Below are 16631 nucleotides of genomic sequence, written 5' to 3' on the forward strand. Positions count from 1 at the left end.
CGTATTCCGTTTCGGCAAAGCGAGCTGGTGCGCGTGGAGCGCGTAACCTGCAAGTCGAACCGGCTGTTCTGGAGCAACTACGATTTTCTGCGCCTGCACTTGCAGACAGGCGAAGTACTCACGCTTACGTCCTTGCTGCTCAACCTCGCCCCCTCACGGAGTTCCTGCGCAGTACGCCGCTGGAGCACCGGCAGCGCTGGTTTTGCTGGACCTGAGTTACCGAATTTGCAACGCAACAGCCCCGAACGCGTTTGCTTATCTGAAGATTTGAACCTCGCTCCCTATGCTATTACACTACCGCGAACAAGGCCAGGGCGCACCGCTGGTTATTCTGCACGGCCTTTTTGGCACCCTCGACAATTGGCACACCCTGGCGAAGCGCTGGGCGGAGCACCACCGGGTTATTGCCGTAGATCTGCGCAATCATGGCCGGTCCCCCCACACGGAAGAGCACACCTATGAGTTGATGAGTGAGGATGTGCGGGAGCTTTTCGTCCAGCTTCAGTTGGATGCGCCTACCTTGCTTGGCCACAGCATGGGGGGCAAAGTAGCCATGCGCTTCGCCCTCGACTACCCCGATTTGCTGGCCCGCTTGGTAGTTCTGGATATCGCGCCCAGCTTCTCGGACATGCTCCACCAAGACAATATTTTGGCGGGCCTCCACGCTGTAGACCTGCCCCTTGTAGAGAACCGGCAGCAGGCTGATGAGATGATGGCCCAGCATATTAAGCAAGATGCGGTGCGGCAGTTTCTGCTAAAAAACCTTTACCGCCGCGAAGACCATTCGTTTGCCTGGCGCCTCAACCTGGATGCGCTCACTTCGCACATGGCACACGTAGGCGCTGAGATAAAAGCCCCCCAGCCTTTCCTGAAACCCGCCTTATTCGTTCGGGGGGCAAATCGGACTATATCACGACGGAAGATAAGCTCCATGTCATTCCGGCGCTTTTCCCCAATTCTCAGGTTGAAACCATCCCTGATGTAGGCCACTGGCTCCACGCCGAAGCTCCGGACAAGGTGTTTGAGTTGGTGAATGCCTTTATGCAGGGTTAAGTTAAGAGCCTCTTGCACCCTACCTTAATCTAGCATCTCTTGTCCGGCGTTCTCTACCTTATTCCCACCATTCTGGCCGATGATACGGCCGCGCAGGTGCTGCCAGCCCAGGTTGCTACGCACGTAGCTACGCTTTCCTATTTTTTGGTAGAAAACGCCCGCACTGCCCGTCGTTTTGTGAAAAGTGTAGCCCCAGCGCACGTCATCGAAGATCTGCGCTTTACGGTGATTGATAAAGACTCGTCGGAAGCGGAAATCAGAGCGGCTTTGAAGCCTGTAGCTGCCGGCCAGGATGCGGGCATACTTTCAGAAGCCGGCTGTCCGGGCGTGGCCGATCCGGGCGCAGAGTTGGCGCGGGTGGCACATCAGCTAAGTATCCGAGTGGTGCCATTGGTAGGACCTTCGTCCCTGCTTCTCGCTTTGATGGCTTCGGGTATGAATGGGCAGAGCTTTGCTTTTCACGGCTATTTGCCCATTGAAAAAGCCAAGCGAATCGCGGCGCTAAAGCAGTTGGAAAGGACAGCTATTACGCAGCATCAAACCCAGCTTTTTATCGAAACACCTTACCGCAATATGCTGCTGCTGGATGATCTGCTGGCGCATTTGCAGCCTGGTACCCGCCTGTGTATTGCTGCCAGCCTTACGGCGCCCAACGAGTTTGTGCAAACTCATACCGTAGCCGATTGGAAGGGCAAACTACCCGAGATTCACAAGCAGCCAGCCGTCTTTCTACTTGGGAAGTGACAGATAGTAAAATCTGACTCTACTTCTGATTCTACTTGAATACCTGATACACAATCAGCGACGACACATAGGCCAGGCCTGTCATGTATAGCAGCTGCATCAGGGGCCATTTCCATCCTTTGGTTTCGCGGTACACAACGGCCAGCGTACTCATGCACTGCATGGCAAATACATAGAACACCAGCAAAGAAAATGCGCGGGCCGGCGTGAAAAATGGCTGGCCATTTTCGTCTTTCTCAGCGGCCAGCTTCTGTTGCACCGTGCGCATATCCGCGTCTTGGCCTACGCTGTAAATCGTAGAAATGGTCCCCACGAATACCTCACGGGCAGCAAAAGACGTGATGAGGGCAATACCGATTTTCCAGTCGAAACCCAGCGGGCGAATAGCTGGCTCCAATGTTCGGCCAAACAATCCGGCATAAGAGTTTTCGAGCTTCTCGGACGCAATACGATTATCTGTTTCCTCCGGCGTAAGTTGCTGCTGAACGGCTGTAACGCGTGCCTGCTGCTCAGCTTTATCCAAGGCATCACCCGGACCATACGAAGCTAATACCCAGAGGATAACTGAAATGGCTACGATAACCTTGCCGGCCTGAAACACGAAGGTTTTTACCTTCTCGACTATAGTAATGCCCACATTCTTCCAGCGCGGCCAGCGATACACTGGAAACTCCATAATAAAGTAGCTCCGCTCCTGGGTTTTAAGCAGCAGCTTCAGCGCTAAGGCCGAGAATATAGCCGACAGAAAGCCCAGCAGGTATAATCCCATGAGCACTACACCCTGCAAGTTGAAGAAGCCCAACACCTTCTCATCGGGCACGACCAACGCCGTAAGCACCGTGTACACCGGAATCCGGGCCGAGCAGCTCATCAGCGGCGTAACGAAGATGGTGATGATGCGGTCCTTCCAGTTCTCGATGGTGCGGGCGCTCATAATAGCGGGCACTGCGCAGGCAACGCCCGAAATGAGCGGAACGACACTCTTGCCGTTCAGTCCGAACTTGCGCATGATGCGGTCCATCATGAACGTAACGCGGGCCATATAGCCTGTTTCCTCCAGCACCGCGATGAAAGCAAACAGCAGGGCAATCTGCGGAATGAAGATCAAAACGCCCCCCAGACCTGCAATTACCCCCTCAGTGAGAAGATTAATAAGAGGCCCGTTGAAGTTGGTTTGGATAAGTGAGTTGATCAGCGCAATGCCTTGATCAATCAGATCCATAGGATAGCTGGCCCAGGCAAATACGGCCTGAAACATCATAAACAGCACCCCGAAGAAAATCAGGTAGCCCCAAACCCGATGCGTCAGGACTTTGTCTAGCTTGTTGCTGTACGGCTCATTGCGCTCGGTGCGCGTCACCGATACCGCGTTGAGCAGGATCTCATTGATGCGGGCGTAGCGGGAAATGGTTTCATGCGCCTGGCGAGCGGTAGGCTCGAAGCCATACTGCTCAACCAGCTCCTGCACATACTGGCGCTGATCGGGCGTTAAAAAGCTGATATGCCGGAACTGGTGTGCATAGTGCAGCGCCAGATAATCGTTGTGCAGATTAAAATAGTACCGAATCTGCCGGATCATGGGAAGCAGTTCCTCGGTGGGCTCATAGAAGCTTACCGTGGGCGCGTCCAGATGTTGCGCCATCACAATCTTGAGTGCAGCCACGCCAATGCCCTTACGCGCATTCATGGGTATCACGGGGACACCTAACTCCTGCTGTAGCTCAGCAATATCGATGTGCACGCCATGCTGCTCGGCTACGTCCATCATGTTGAGAGCCAACACGGCAGGCAAGCCTAAATCGGCGAGCTGAGTAAACAGCAATAGATTACGCCGCAGGTTGGAGGCATCGACTGTGACCACCACGAAATCAGGATACTGAGCCGATTCACGGTCGTAAAGCAAGTCGGTGATTACCTTCTCGTCCAGGCTTTTCGGGTACAGCGAATACGTACCCGGCAAGTCGATAATTTCGGCGCGGTGCTGGGGCGTAAGCTGGCTGATGCCGGTCTTCCGGTCAACCGTTACACCAGGAAAGTTGCCTACTTTTTGGTTCAGGCCCGTGAGCTGATTAAACAGCGAGGACTTGCCTGAGTTAGGATTGCCCACCAGGGCAATACGCGTCAATTCACGACGGGCGTGAGGCGTAGGTATGCTATCAACGCTTGAGGCGACGGCCGCCGGAGCGGACACTGTAGGTATAGTTGCCAGGCGAGCCATCCGCGCCGGTTAGTTTTTCAATAAAATAGTAGCCGCCTCACTTACCCGCAGCGAAAGCGTGTAATCTTCGTCGCCGAGTACCAGCGTGATGGGGCACCCCAAGGGAGCGCGGCTATTAAGGCGCACTTGCGTGCCCGGAATGCAGCCCATTTCTAATAGTTTCAACGCCATCTCGGGATCCTGCAGGCAGCAAATCGTCCCGCTCTCACCCAGACGAAGGTCTTTCACACTACGTTGGGTCGTAGGGGCAGCGGTAGTAAAACGGATAGCCACAGGCAGGATTGGTTATTTAGACAGGATTCAAACAAAGGTACGCCCCATTTAGGTTTCGGCCAAAAGATGGTTTTCTTCAACCACTTATAAGATGGGCCTGGAAGCAGCTTAGAATTATTCCATCAGAAAATTGCACAGGTATAACTATTCAAGGAAAACAGGGAGCACATTGGCACATTCATTGTAGTTTTGGGGTACAACTACTCATTTCTACTATGTTTAAACGTGTACTTTCTTTAGTCGTCTTTGCTGTGATGCTGCCTTATTTCAGCTTCGCGCAGGCCGACCGAATTTCAGGTCGGGTAGTTGATAAAGAAACGCAGGAGCCTATCCAGTACGCTTCCATCGGGTTGAAAGAAGAGCAGGTAGGTGCTTTGACCAACGAATACGGCTATTTTCAGATAGCCATGCCAGAGAAAAATCAGAAGGACTCGCTGATTGTAATAGCGCTGGGCTTTAAGCGTACGGCCATTCTGGTAAGAAAAAGCGATAAGAATTTAGAGGAAATTATCCTTGAAGTCCCCAAACGCGAATACTTGCTGAGCGGAATCAAAGTTGAGGCCAGCAAGGTGAAGCCAATTGGATTGGGAGCGCGCTCCAACACGCCCGGCGATGGCATGATTCAGGGCATGCCTGGTACTCAATATGCCTTCTATGTCAAGAATGACAAAGGCAAGAAACTAGGCTTGGTACGTACCGTGTCATTCTTTATTGGGGAGCATGGCTTTCCGCGCGAGCCGTTCCGCATTCGCATTTATGCCCCCGACGGCAACTACAGTTCCCCAAACTCCGACTTGCTGACTGAGAACGTGGTGGTATCGGCTATAAAAGGGGGCGCCTGGTACACCGTCGATTTGACCCAGTACAACATCGTCGCGCCGGATGAAGGGTTCTATGTCGCCATGGAATGGATCGTGACGGGTGATAAGTTCTACACCACCAACTTCATGGACACCTACACGCCTTACGGTCAGATCCTGCGGCCGACGTTCGAATTCAAAGAAAGCCGCACCTGGAATTATACTATCGGACGCGGCTGGAGCTTAATCACCTTAGCTAACAATGGTATGCGCTACAATGCCATGATTAAGGCCGAGGTAGATATGTATAAATAAAGCTTAGGTGCTTTATCCTCCTTATCAAGCTGTTTTTAAAGCCGGTTTCTACTTGTAAGCCAGTATTTAATTATTAGAAATACCGCTTTACGCGCTTTTACAAAGCGTCATTAATAAAGTCCCTCTCACAGCCCTATCTCTCTTACAAACTTGTCTCCCGGTCTGTAAACCTCCCTTTATGTTCCAACGCGTACTATTCACCTTTACCTTCTGTTTGCTGCTTCCGGCACTAAGCATGGCCCAGGAAACTCGGCTATCCGGTCGTATCATCGACAAGAAGACGAAAGAGCCCATTCCCTTCTCTTCCATCGGTTTGAAGGATGAGCAAAGCGGTGCTCTTACCAACGAAATCGGCATCTTCCAGATGACCGGTCCTACCAAAAATGCCCAGGACTCTCTGATCGTTCTGGCCTTGGGTTACGAGCGCAAGGCTGTGCTGGTGAAGCGTGGCTCGAGCCAGGCCGATATGGTAATTGAGGTTTCCAAACGAGTGTATGAGCTGGCTGAGGTTAAAGTACAGGCCAGCAAGGTGAAAGACCTGAAGCTAGGCGCCCGCTCCAATACACCCGGTGATGGCATGATTCAGGGCATGCCCGGCAGCCAGTATGCGTTTTTCGTAAAAAACGAAAAGGGCAAAAAGCTGGGTAACGTGCGCTCCGTTTCGTTCTATATTGGTGAGCACGGCTTCCCGCGCGAACCATTCCGGGTGCGCATCTACGCCCCGACGGCAACTACAGTTCCCCAAACTCCGACTTGCTGACTGAGAACGTGGTGGTATCGGCACCGGGCGGCGGACAGTGGTTTACGGTTGATTTAACTCAGTATAACATCGTCGCGCCGGACGAAGGATTCTATGTTGCCATGGAGTGGATTGTAAGCGGTGACAAGTTCTACACCACCAACTTCGACGATAACTACACCCCCTACGGACAGATCATGCGTCCCACGTTCGAATTTAAGGAAAGCCGCACCTGGAGCTATACGCTCGGTAAAGGCTGGACGCTGATGACCATGTCGGGCGCTGGCGGCTTGCGCTACAACGCCATGATCAAGGCCGAAGTTGATATGATTAAGTAAACCATATTTCGTTAGATAGTAAGTTCAGGCTCATAAAAAAGCCCCCAGACGAGGTCTGGGGGCTTTTTTATGAGCCTGAACTCAGCAACTCTACTTACTTGTTGATCACGGCTATTTCAACGCGTCGGTTTTGCTGGCGGCCAGCAGCTGTTGCATTCGATGCTACAGGTTTGGACTCGCCCATGGGCTGAATAGCTACGCGCGAAGCCTCGATTTTACCATTGTTAACCAGCCAGTTTTTCACTGCTTCAGCGCGCTGCTCGCTCAACTCTTTGTTGTACGACTTGGTATCGCGCGAATCAGCATGACCAATGATGCGAAGCTGCTTGTCAGCCGACCGTTTACCAATAGACGCTGAGATCTGCTCCAGCGCTTTAGCTGCGCCTGGCTTAATCGTGGCTTTGTCGGTATCAAACAGCACCGTTTCCTCGATGCCATACACGCTATACTGATCATTGCCGCGCACAGACACGTCCGGAAGATTCACCTCAGGGAAATCGACGTCGGGCAAATTCAGCGCGTCGGTGTCGATTAAATCACCGTCAGCAACGGCGACAGCGGGGCCTTCTTGGCCTTCACGATAAACTACCGCTGTATCAGCGGTGGCTTCTTCGGGCTCGTTTTTGGTAGCCGGATTTTTCAGGTTGTCGCAGCTAGCCAGCAGGGCAGCGGCACTAAGAATCGTAAACAGGGTCTTTTTCATAGCAGATGAACCGTTGTGGAGCCCTGTTCTACGAACACGACCCCACAACGGTTCACCGAGACTATCGCCTTGTTTTTCTTTTACTTGGACTTCTCTGTGGCCTGCACTATAATCCACTGCCGAATCGCCTCCTGCGCCTGGGCCGAAAAAGTAGGCTGTGGCTGGCCGTTCACCACTGTCCACTCCGACGGGTCGGCCTGAAACATGTGGTTTACGCCAGTCAATTTGCGGGTATTCACCGAGGAGCTACTTTTCAGACCTCTCTGCAAGGAATTAAGATTAACGTCAGCTTCAATATACGTGTCGGCAGTACCAGAAAGCAGTAATACTGGGCACTTCACACTAGGCAGTTTATCGGCAGGGTTAAAATCCAGGAAGTAGCGATACCGATCAGTGGTTAACAAACTAGCGCTAATTTTAGCCGTAGCCATGTCGATAGATGGATTCGTTTCTCTTAGCATGATAGCCACCAGGCGCTGAGCCTTGGTATTATCAGGCGTTTGACGAATTACATCAAGAATAGCCTGCCGGCGCATAACCCCTATTTGCATTTGTGTCAGGCTGGCGCCCAAAGAGCGATGCAAATCGGCTTGCTGCTGCAGTACCAAGTCGCGGCCCGATAATCCACTGGCGGCCATCGTAACCACGAAATTGGGAGCTTCTTCCTCGGCAGCGGCTAGCAAAGCTAGATTACCTCCCTCGCCGTGTCCAACAACACCCACTTTGGCAGCATTAATCTCGGGGCGGCTTCGCAGCGCCTGCATAGCTGCCTGTAAGTCCGTTAATAAAGCCGGAGGGGTAGCCTCATTATAGTCACCGCCTGATTTGCCCACGCCCCGGTCATCGAAGCGAAGCACGGCAATCCCACGACGTGTCAGGAAGTCAGCCAACACTCCCATGGGGCGGTAGTCACCTACAGCGGCATCACGATCTTGGGCTCCCATATCCGAGATCAATACGACCGCAGGAAATGGACCTTCACCAGCCGGCACCGTGAGCATTCCCCCAAAGTCAAATTGGCTTCGGTGTTAGTCACAGCTACTTCCTCCTCGCGATAAGGAGGTGTGAGCCGTGCGCTTTTAGCTGTGCTTATCGGGGCCGACGTGTAGCCAAGCGTTAGGGCCACCTGGTAGCCAGGCTGTTGCCAGGTACCAGTCAATGCTTTACCATCGGCCGATACCAAGCCCATGAACTGACTGCCCGCTTCGGGAGCCATAAATACGATGGTATCGCCTCTTACTTCCACGCTGACAGCCATGCGGCTAATCTTTTGCTGCGGTACATCGAGCGTAGCAAAGAAAGAGCCTCCCGTGAGAGCTACCACTCTGAATACTACCTCTAATTGGCCGCCAGGCACAGGCAAGGGCCCCTTCCACAGACCATCTAATGCTGGAGCTGCTGCACGGGCTGGAGCGGATAGAAGCAACGCAATAAACAGGCAGAAGCTAAAATAAGGTGAGTAGAGAATTTTCTTCATGCAAAAGGAAGTGAGGAGTAAATAAGGGTAGCTGTAGGTATGCTTGTGGTAAGCCAAAGACGCAAGGCATTACCACATCAGATCGGAAAATGCGGCCTATACAAAACATGCACCAGAGGTACACAAAAATGGCATTAAGGCCAGAAAAAAAACTTTTTCTGGCCTTAATGCCATTTTATTCACAAATCAAGATTCTGAAATCGTCTTGCGTAGCTTATTTGTTCGTAAAAATCTGTGTCAGCGCATTAAAAACACTTTCTAATAAACCTTATACAGCGATTAATATTACATTACAACCTTTACTTTTTTGAGATATGTATGGAGACAATATTATTGCTTCTTGCTCATAATCTTAAATTATACCAAGGAACACCTATAGCGGCGCAAGGCGAATGGCCAAGGAATAACTATTCAGTTATGAATATGCGCTTTACTCGCTCGCTCACATTCGTCAGTAGCTCGTAGGGGATGGTGCCGATGCGGGAAGCCAGCTCCACCAGCGGTATTTGCTCACCAAACACGACTACGGAGTCGCCGGCCTGCGCGTCGGGAATGTGGGTGACATCGACCATAGACATATCCATACAAACGTTGCCCAATATGGGAGCACGCAGGCCGCGTATCACTACTTCGCCCACGCCATTACCGAAGCGCCGGTCGTAGCCATCGGCGTACCCGATAGCTATGGTGGCCGTGCGCCGCTCAAAGTTGGTGGCGACACCCCGGCGGCCGTAGCCAACCGTTTGACCAGCAGGCAGTTTTTTGACCTGAGAGATAACCGTGCGTAAGGCGCTGACTGGGCGCAGAGCCGCTGAGTCCTGGCCCGAAGCTTCTACTCCATACAAGCCAATGCCCAGCCGCACCATGTCCAGATGAGCCTCTGGAAAGCGTATGATACCAGCAGAATTCAGCGCATGCTTCAGGACGGAATAGCCAAGGGCAGCCTCTACAAGCGGAGTCATTCGCTGGAATGCGGCTAGCTGCTGGTGCGAAAAATCGTTGTGCTGCGCTTCATCGGCGCCGGCCAGGTGGGTCAGCATACTGGCCACGCGCAGTTGGGGGCTTTTTCGCGCAATAGCTTGCACAGCTCTTCCAGGTCCTCTTCCGCAAATCCTAGCCGTCGCATGCCCGTGTCGAGCTTCAGGTGAATGGCTGGCATAAGCTGAGTTTGGGCTGCCAACAGGTAATCATGCAGGCGCTCGAAGGAGTAGATTTCGGGCTCCAGATGATACTGGTGCAGCTTCTGGAAGCTGTCGGGCGACGGGTTCATCACCATAATCGGCAGACTGATACCGTGTTGGCGCAGCTCCACGCCTTCATCCGCATACGCCACCGCCAGGTAGTCGGCGCGGTGAAACTGGAGTAGGTTGGCCACTTCGTAGCTGCCGCTGCCGTACGCAAAGGCTTTCACCATCACCATCAGGCGGGTGCCGGGCGCGAGGCGCGCGCGGTAATAGTTGAGGTTGTGCACCAGCGCATCCAGGTTCACTTCCAGTACGGTACCATGAATCTTTTGCTGAAAAGCGGCCACAATCCGCTCAAACTCAAAGCGCCGGGCACCCTTCACCAGAATCGTTTCGTGGCGAAACTGCTCCGGCTGAAAAGCAGCCAGAAATGCTTCGGTGCTGGCAAAAAAAGCCCCCGCACCTCGCCAAACAGCTGCTGATGCGCACTTATGGCCTCGCCAACCCCGATAATGCGTCCTACGCCGTGCGCGGGCAGCTGGGCCGCAATGCGCGCATACAGCTCCGCCGCCGGCAAGCCCGATTCGAGCACATCAGAGAGAATGAGGGTGCGTTGCCCACGGCGCGGCTGGCGGGCCAGGGCATCGAGGGCCAGGGTGAGGCCGGCGAGGTCATTATTGTACGTATCGTCGAGCACGTAGCAGTCGTTGAGGGCCTGCTTCATCTCCAGGCGCATGGCCACGGGCAGCAGGCGGTCGAGGCGGCGCTGAATCTCGGCGGTGGGCACGGCGTACCACAGCAGCACGGCCAGGCAGTGCAGTGCGTTTTCTACCGAAGGCTCATCGGCGAAGGGCAAGGTAAACGTGTGCTCTTCCACTCTGGGGCGAGCCAAATGCACTTGCACCACCGTGCGCTCGGCACTGGCTTCCGTAACGGTGACGCTCAAATTTGCCCCCCGCTGCGCTTGCCGACTCCAAGTAAAGGTGCGCGCCGGATCAAGTATCTGCTGCGCCGCCGCGTGAATGGCTTCGTGGTCGCGGCAGTAAAAGAGCGTATCTACTGCCGCAAAAAGCTGCATTTTCTCGCCTACCTTCTCTTCCGCTGAAGCAAAGCCTGCGTCGTGGGCCGTGCCCAGGTTGGTGAAGATGCCGAGCGTGGGCTGAATGATAGCGGCGAGCCGTGCCATTTCGCCCCGCTCTGAAATGCCGGCCTCAAAAATGCCGAGCGTGTGCGTGGCGTTCAACTCCCACACGGATAGCGGCACGCCCACCTGCGAGTTGTAGCTGCGCGGGCTTTTGCAGATCAGCTCGTCGGAGCTAAGTAGCTGAGCCAGCCACTCTTTCACAATGGTTTTGCCGTTGGAGCCCGTGATGCCGAACACCGGAATATGGAACTGCCGCCGGTGCCAGGCGGCCAGCGCTTGCAACGCCGCCAGACTGTTTTCTACCAGTAGAAAGCCGGCTTCGGGAAAGGCCAATTTGCCCCCCGGAATCTCTTCCAATCTATCGACCACAAACAGGCGCACGCCGCGCTGATACAGGTCGGACAGGTAGCGGTGGCCGTTGTGCAGGGCCCCGCGAATAGCAAAGAACAGCGACCCGGCCGGCTGTCCCACGCGCCGGCTATCGAGCAGCAGGTGCTGCACGCGCGCGGCCTCGGGGGCGTTTGGAGCAAGGTACCGCCAATGAGAGCGGGCAAATCGGAGAAGAGTAGCATGGAGCACAAAGGTACGGCGTGTGGTATCTTTGCGGTCTTTACCGTTTGCTTCTTCCTCGTGCAACTCACTCGCTATCACCTGGCCGCCCTCGCGGCTTTTCTTATTTGGGGGTTTTTCCCGATTCCGCTCCGTATGCTCACCAGCTACAGCAGCGGCCAGATTCTGTTCTTCCGGGTGCTTATTTCCCTGCTTATTCTGCTGGTTATTAACCTGCTATTCCGTTTCTCGGCGGTGCGGGCGGCGTGGCGAAAGTGGCGCACAGCGCCGGTGAATGAGCGCCGCGGAGTGGCCGGCAGCACCTTGCTGGGGGCATTTTGCTGACCTCCAACTGGCTGCTGTTCATTTACGTCATCAATAAAGTGAGCGTGCAGGCGGGCTCGTTTGCCTACCTCATTTGCCCAATCCTGACGGCGCTGCTGGGGTTTCTGGTGCTGCGCGAGAAGCTGCGGCGCAATCAGTGGCTGGCCATCGGGCTGAGTGCGTTGAGCTGCGCGTTGCTGGGCACGGGCTCGGCGCGCACGTTGCTGATGAGCTTGGTCGTGGCGGCCACGTACGCGCTCTACCTTATCACCCAGCGCCGCCTGCAGGGCTACGACAGGCTGGTGCTGCTTACCGTTCAGCTGTCCTTGGCGGCCGCGCTTATTCTACCTACGGCCAGCCTGCTGGGCGCATCTCCCCTGGCCGGCTTCCACGACCTACATCTGCTCCTGATGACGGCCATTCTGAGTGCCGTGTTCACGGTGCTGCCGCTGTTTCTAAACCTCTATGCTTTGAATACGCTGCCTTCGGGCACGGTGGGCATTCTGATGTATCTGAATCCGGTGGTAAGCTTTCTGCTGGCTTTTCTGTATTTCAACGAGGCCGCTACCACTATTCAGGCCGTAGCCTACGCGGTGATTCTGGGCTCCGTTGTGCTGTATAATATGCGTTTTGGCGCCAAGCTGGCCAGTAAAGAGGTTATTCGTTGACCCTTTTTCGCTTCGCTTAAGTTAACCTCTATACGCTATCAACTACCCATTCGTAACGCATGCAGCAGCCCGCCAAGAAGTTTTATACGCCGCCCGAAGCGCTTCAGAAGATAGCCGCTTTCTGCACCTATCAGGAGCGCACATTCAAGGAAACCGAGGAAAAGCTGCGCAGCTACGGCCTGACGGAGGATGAAGCTGGTGAAATCATTATTCGGCTGAGCCGGGAGAAGTTGCTCGATGAGGAGCGCTACGCCAAAAGCTTCGTGCGGGGCAAATACCGACTTAAAAAGTGGGGCCGCCGCCGCATTTTGCAGGACCTTAAGTTCAAGGGCATCTCCGAGTACTGCATCAAGCAAGGCATGAAGGAGATAGATGGGGATGAGTACTACCAAAATCTGGTGGACGTACTGGAAAAGAAGGACCGCCAGGAAAAGGAAAAGAACCCGCGCATACGCCGCCAGAAGCTCCAGCTTTTCATGACCAGCAAAGGCTACGAGTCTGATCTGATAAAGATGGCCCTGGATGATCTGGGCAAGGAAAAGACCAACGACGAAGACGAATAGAATTGCCTTTAGCTACAACGTAAAAAAGCCCCCAGACTTGGTCTGGGGGCTTTTTTGTGCTTACTCTTTATTAATACGGCCGTGCGTCGTGGGCTATTGCCTCTGCTTGCTCTACGGCTTCGGCACTCTTGCTTTCGTTTGCCTGCGTAGCACCTTGGGCACCGCTGGCGGTTTGCTTCAGCCCTTCGGCCAAACGCTGCCCCCAATCCGGGTCGCAGTTGGTGCACAGCTCGATCATCTTTTTCTGAATGACCTCATTGGCATCGCTTAGCGCGCCCACCATGTTGCTAATCAAATCATTGCGCTCCCAATCTTCGTGCAGACGGTACCGCTCACCGGCTTGCTTGAAGTTGTTCTGGCGGTCAATGGTCTGACGAATCAGACGGCCCGTGTACTCCGGAGTATGGTCGGGAGCTGAGCGGGGGCTTCTTTCAGGCCATTGAGCGAGGAAGGCTCGTAGTTGACGTGCAGGTTCTGGCCGGGCGCCGAATCGACGTGGTAAGCCATCTGACCATCGCGCTGGTTGGTAGCTACGTGCTTCTTGGGCGCGTTGATGGGCAGTTGCAAATAGTTGGTACCCACGCGGTAACGCTGCGTATCGGAGTACGAGAACGTACGTCCCTGCAGCATTTTGTCGTCGGAGAAGTCCAGTCCATCTACCAGCACACCCGTACCGAAGGCCACCTGCTCCACCTCCGCGAAATAGTTATCAGGGTTCTTGTTGAGCGTCATCTTGCCCACGGGCAGATGCGGGAACTGATCTTCGGGCCAGATCTTGGTGTCGTCAAGCGGATCGAAGTCTAGCTCCGGATGCTCGTCGTCGCTCATGATCTGCACGCGCAGCTCCCACTGCGGGAAGTTGCCCTTCTTGATGTTATCGAACAGGTCTTGGGTAGCGTGGTTGAAGTTTTTGGCCTGAATAGCCTCTGCTTCAGCCTGCGTGAGGTTCTTGATGCCTTGTAGCGGCTCCCAGTGGTACTTCACCAGCACAGCCTCACCGGCTTGGTTTACCCACTTGTAGGTGTTTACGCCTGAGCCCTGCATCTGCCGGTAGTTGGCCGGAATGCCCCAGGGCGAGAACAGGAAGCTCACCATGTGCATGGCTTCCGGTGTGTTGCTGATGAAGTCGAAGATACGCTCTCCGGTCTGGCGGTTGTGCACCGGATCAGGCTTCTGGGAGTGAATCAGATCCGGAAACTTCATCGCGTCGCGGATAAAGAACACCTTCAGGTTGTTGCCTACCAGGTCCCAGTTGCCGTCTTCGGTGTAGAACTTCACCGCAAAGCCGCGCGGATCGCGCAGGGTTTCGGGCGAGTGACCACCGTGACCTACCGTGGAGAAGCGCACGAATACGGGCGTCTCCTTGCCTTTGGTATTGAACAGCTTAGCGCGGGTGTACTTCTCAATGGGCTCGTCGCCTACTTTGCCGTACGCTTCGAATACGCCGTGGGCACCGGCGCCACGGGCGTGCACCACGCGCTCCGGAACTCGCTCCCGGTCGAAGTGGCTGATTTTTTCGATGAACTGATAGTTCTCCAGTGTGGCGGGGCCGCGGCTGCCCACAGTGCGCGTATTCTGGTTGTTCGTGAGGGGATGCCCCTGACGGGTGGTGAGGGTCTGGGCGTTTTCGCTGGCCGCCGTACGCGTGTCGTGCGAAGTGCCAGCGCCGGTTACGGCCGTACCCGTACCGTTGCCAGACGTGGGATTCTGATCTTGGTCCATAGTAAGCTTTTATTAAGTGATTGGTTACCTATACGAGAACCGTTGGAAGACAATCTTATATAATTTCCACCAAAGATGCTGTTAGTGCAAGTATAAATCAAATCATTTGTTTTGATAACAGTATCAGCAACGCTTATAGTTTAGCTTTACATCGTGAATCTCCAACAGCTTGAATATCTTATCGCGCTCGACACGCACCGGCAGTTTGTGGGCGCCGCCCACCACTGCCATGTAACGCAGCCAGCCTTGAGTATGCAGCTCCAAAAGCTGGAAGAGGAACTGGGCGTGATGCTGTTTGACCGCAAGAAAAAACGCTTAGAGCCAACTGCTGTGGGCGTTAAGGTAATACAGCAGGCGCGCCAGGTGCTCCGCGAAGTGCAGCTACTGCGCGAAGTGGTAGAGGTGGAAAAGGGTGAGCTGATTGGCGAAGTGCGGCTCGGCATTATTCCCACGCTGGCTCCCTACCTGGTGCCCTTGTTTTTGGTGCCATTGGCTGAACGCCATCCGCAGCTGCGGGTACGCGTGGAGGAACTACAGTCCGAAGAATTGGTGCGCCAGCTCAAAGCGCACCAGCTTGACATAGGGCTGCTTATCACGCCCCTCAACGATGCGCAGCTCCGCGAAGTGCCGCTGCTGGAAGAGCCTTTTTTGGGTTATGTATCGGCATCGCACCCGCTGTATGCGCACGCCACCCTGCGCCCCACCGATCTTTCGGGGGCCGGTTTGTGGCTACTGCAGCAAGGACATTGCTTTCGCAACCAGGTACTCACTATCTGCGCGCCGCCGGCTGGCGTGCACACTTACAGCTACGAAAGCGGCTCCATCGAGACGTTAAAAGAGTTAGTTCGTCGCAACAATGGCTATACATTGGTTCCCGAGCTGTCGGTGCTGGAAGAGGCCGAGGAGAACCCCATGGTAAAGCGCTTCGAGGCTCCGGAACCGGTGCGCGAAGTAAGCCTAGTAGTGCATCATGGCTTCGTGCGCACCCAACTGCTCAGCAATTTGCGTCAGCTGATTCTGGAGCAGGTGCCTGAGCGGCTGCACGCGGGTCGGGTTATGCAGAAAAGAGGAGAAGTGGTTAAGTGGTGATTTTGAGGCACTTAAGGCGCACTCTGCGTTAATGGTGCAGCCAAACAAAACTTCGAACTCACCATTTTACCACTTCACCTCTTGGCCGGCCGCTGCGGCGGGGCCATTTGCTGGGTCAGTATTACGCGGCGGCCCGTCATGGTTTCGAGCATGGGCCGCAATATTTTCTCTGCATTCCGAGTGGTCTGGGGCAGAATACCCGATTGCAAAGCAGTTTGGCGCACGTTGCGCTCGGCGTAGCGGTAACCTTCATCGATAAGCTCGGCATCCTGAAAAAACGAGTTTTCGGTGCTGTATACTTTGCTTTGGCTATGGTCGACGCGCCAGGTGCACAGCTCAGGCGCGGGCAATGCCACTCTTATAATGGAGTCGCCCTCAAACACCACATCCTGGGCGCGCACTTTGGTCATGTCGAGGCAGCCAACTGCCTCACCAGCTACGATAATAGCTACTTTGGAATCAGGCAGGAAACGATAAGTGCTTTTGCGGTATTCCACCACATCCTTGAAGCGAAAGCGCACCAGCTCCATGCGGCCCAGGCTTTCTACCTTGGTTAGCACCGTGTTATGAGTCACGGTGATTTGGGGAGTGGGCCGCAACGGGTTTTGCAGCTCGGCCAGCGTGGGCTGCACTTTTTCCCACAAAAACCAGCCTAACCCCACCAAAAACAATAACGGTAATAAGCGGCGGAGCAAGCGAATCATTCAGGAAGGGAAAACGGTGGGCAG

16 protein-coding genes and 2 pseudogenes are annotated in these 16631 nt (G+C 54.5%); 9 read left to right on the forward strand and 9 right to left on the reverse strand.

From position 1 onward, the window contains the following. The first annotated feature begins 283 nt into the window (after positions 1-283). Positions 284-985 carry an alpha/beta fold hydrolase gene (locus H9L05_RS05065; protein ID WP_394368463.1) on the forward strand — a complete coding sequence of 234 codons (702 nt, stop codon included), beginning with the start codon at positions 284-286 and terminating at the stop codon, positions 983-985. A gap of 107 nt (positions 986-1092) precedes the next feature. Next, complete coding sequence (locus H9L05_RS05070; protein ID WP_187733274.1) at positions 1093-1797, forward strand: SAM-dependent methyltransferase; 705 nt, start codon at positions 1093-1095, stop codon at positions 1795-1797. 31 nt (positions 1798-1828) lie between these two features. On the opposite strand, the gene feoB is transcribed toward H9L05_RS05070, so the two are convergent. After that, positions 1829-4015, reverse strand: coding sequence for a ferrous iron transport protein B (gene feoB, locus H9L05_RS05075; RefSeq protein WP_187733275.1), 2187 nt, complete (start codon positions 4013-4015; stop codon positions 1829-1831). A gap of 9 nt (positions 4016-4024) precedes the next feature. Then, positions 4025-4288 carry a FeoA family protein gene (locus tag H9L05_RS05080; RefSeq protein ID WP_223284739.1) on the reverse strand — a complete coding sequence of 88 codons (264 nt, stop codon included), beginning with the start codon at positions 4286-4288 and terminating at the stop codon, positions 4025-4027. A 215-nt stretch (positions 4289-4503) separates the two neighbouring features. Between H9L05_RS05080 and H9L05_RS05085 the strand changes: the two genes are divergently transcribed. The 3 genes from H9L05_RS05085 (at position 4504) to H9L05_RS05095 (ending at position 6480) form a co-directional block, all read left to right on the forward strand. After that, positions 4504-5403, forward strand: a complete 900-nt coding sequence (locus H9L05_RS05085; RefSeq protein WP_187733276.1) for a carboxypeptidase-like regulatory domain-containing protein — start codon at positions 4504-4506, stop codon at positions 5401-5403. 178 nt (positions 5404-5581) lie between these two features. Then, positions 5582-6163 (forward strand): carboxypeptidase-like regulatory domain-containing protein, encoded by a 582-nt coding sequence (locus H9L05_RS05090; RefSeq protein WP_187733277.1) that lies wholly within the window; start codon positions 5582-5584, stop codon positions 6161-6163. Then, on the forward strand, positions 6157-6480 hold the full coding sequence (locus tag H9L05_RS05095) for a hypothetical protein (RefSeq protein WP_187733278.1): 324 nt from the start codon (positions 6157-6159) through the stop codon (positions 6478-6480). Before H9L05_RS05090 ends, H9L05_RS05095 begins: the two co-directional genes overlap by 7 nt. Positions 6481-6574: 94 nt before the next feature. On the opposite strand, the gene H9L05_RS05100 is transcribed toward H9L05_RS05095, so the two are convergent. From H9L05_RS05100 to H9L05_RS25850, 5 genes and pseudogenes are all read right to left on the reverse strand, one after another. Continuing rightward, positions 6575-7183, reverse strand: coding sequence for an OmpA family protein (locus H9L05_RS05100; protein WP_187733279.1), 609 nt, complete (start codon positions 7181-7183; stop codon positions 6575-6577). A gap of 80 nt (positions 7184-7263) precedes the next feature. Then, positions 7264-8127 (reverse strand): alpha/beta hydrolase family protein, encoded by an 864-nt coding sequence (locus H9L05_RS05105; RefSeq protein ID WP_187733280.1) that lies wholly within the window; start codon positions 8125-8127, stop codon positions 7264-7266. Positions 8128-8135: 8 nt separating this feature from the next. Beyond that, a complete protein-coding gene (locus H9L05_RS05110; protein ID WP_187733281.1) occupies positions 8136-8660 on the reverse strand; it encodes a hypothetical protein in 525 nt (174 codons plus the stop codon). 407 nt (positions 8661-9067) lie between these two features. Next, positions 9068-10227: pseudogene (alr, locus tag H9L05_RS26730) on the reverse strand (alanine racemase). Beyond that, positions 10224-11567: a Mur ligase family protein gene (locus H9L05_RS25850; RefSeq protein WP_317175112.1), complete on the reverse strand. Its 1344-nt coding sequence runs from the start codon at positions 11565-11567 to the stop codon at positions 10224-10226. The pseudogene alr and the gene H9L05_RS25850 overlap by 4 nt, the downstream one beginning before the upstream one ends. 51 nt (positions 11568-11618) lie before the next feature. On the opposite strand from H9L05_RS25850, the gene H9L05_RS05120 reads away from it, so the two are divergent. From H9L05_RS05120 to H9L05_RS05130, 3 genes are read left to right on the forward strand one after another with little or no spacing between them, the layout of a single operon-like run. Next, positions 11619-11882: an EamA family transporter gene (locus tag H9L05_RS05120; protein ID WP_187733282.1), complete on the forward strand. Its 264-nt coding sequence runs from the start codon at positions 11619-11621 to the stop codon at positions 11880-11882. After that, positions 11876-12529 (forward strand): EamA family transporter, encoded by a 654-nt coding sequence (locus tag H9L05_RS05125; RefSeq protein ID WP_187733283.1) that lies wholly within the window; start codon positions 11876-11878, stop codon positions 12527-12529. The genes H9L05_RS05120 and H9L05_RS05125 overlap by 7 nt, the downstream gene beginning before the upstream one ends. A 59-nt stretch (positions 12530-12588) precedes the next feature. Further along, positions 12589-13092, forward strand: a complete 504-nt coding sequence (locus H9L05_RS05130) for a regulatory protein RecX (protein ID WP_187733284.1) — start codon at positions 12589-12591, stop codon at positions 13090-13092. Positions 13093-13162: 70 nt separating this feature from the next. On the opposite strand, the pseudogene H9L05_RS05135 reads toward H9L05_RS05130, so the two are convergent. Next, positions 13163-14814: pseudogene (locus H9L05_RS05135) on the reverse strand (catalase). 153 nt (positions 14815-14967) lie between these two features. Between H9L05_RS05135 and H9L05_RS05140 the strand changes: the two are divergent. Continuing rightward, positions 14968-15903 carry a hydrogen peroxide-inducible genes activator gene (locus H9L05_RS05140; protein ID WP_187733285.1) on the forward strand — a complete coding sequence of 312 codons (936 nt, stop codon included), beginning with the start codon at positions 14968-14970 and terminating at the stop codon, positions 15901-15903. A gap of 74 nt (positions 15904-15977) precedes the next feature. Here the strand turns inward: H9L05_RS05140 and H9L05_RS05145 are convergent, their stop codons facing one another. Next, on the reverse strand, positions 15978-16607 hold the full coding sequence (locus H9L05_RS05145) for a DUF4230 domain-containing protein (RefSeq protein ID WP_187733286.1): 630 nt from the start codon (positions 16605-16607) through the stop codon (positions 15978-15980). Positions 16608-16631 lie beyond the last annotated feature (24 nt).

Source organism: Hymenobacter qilianensis (genome assembly GCF_014489555.1).
GTDB lineage: Bacteria > Bacteroidota > Bacteroidia > Cytophagales > Hymenobacteraceae > Hymenobacter > Hymenobacter qilianensis.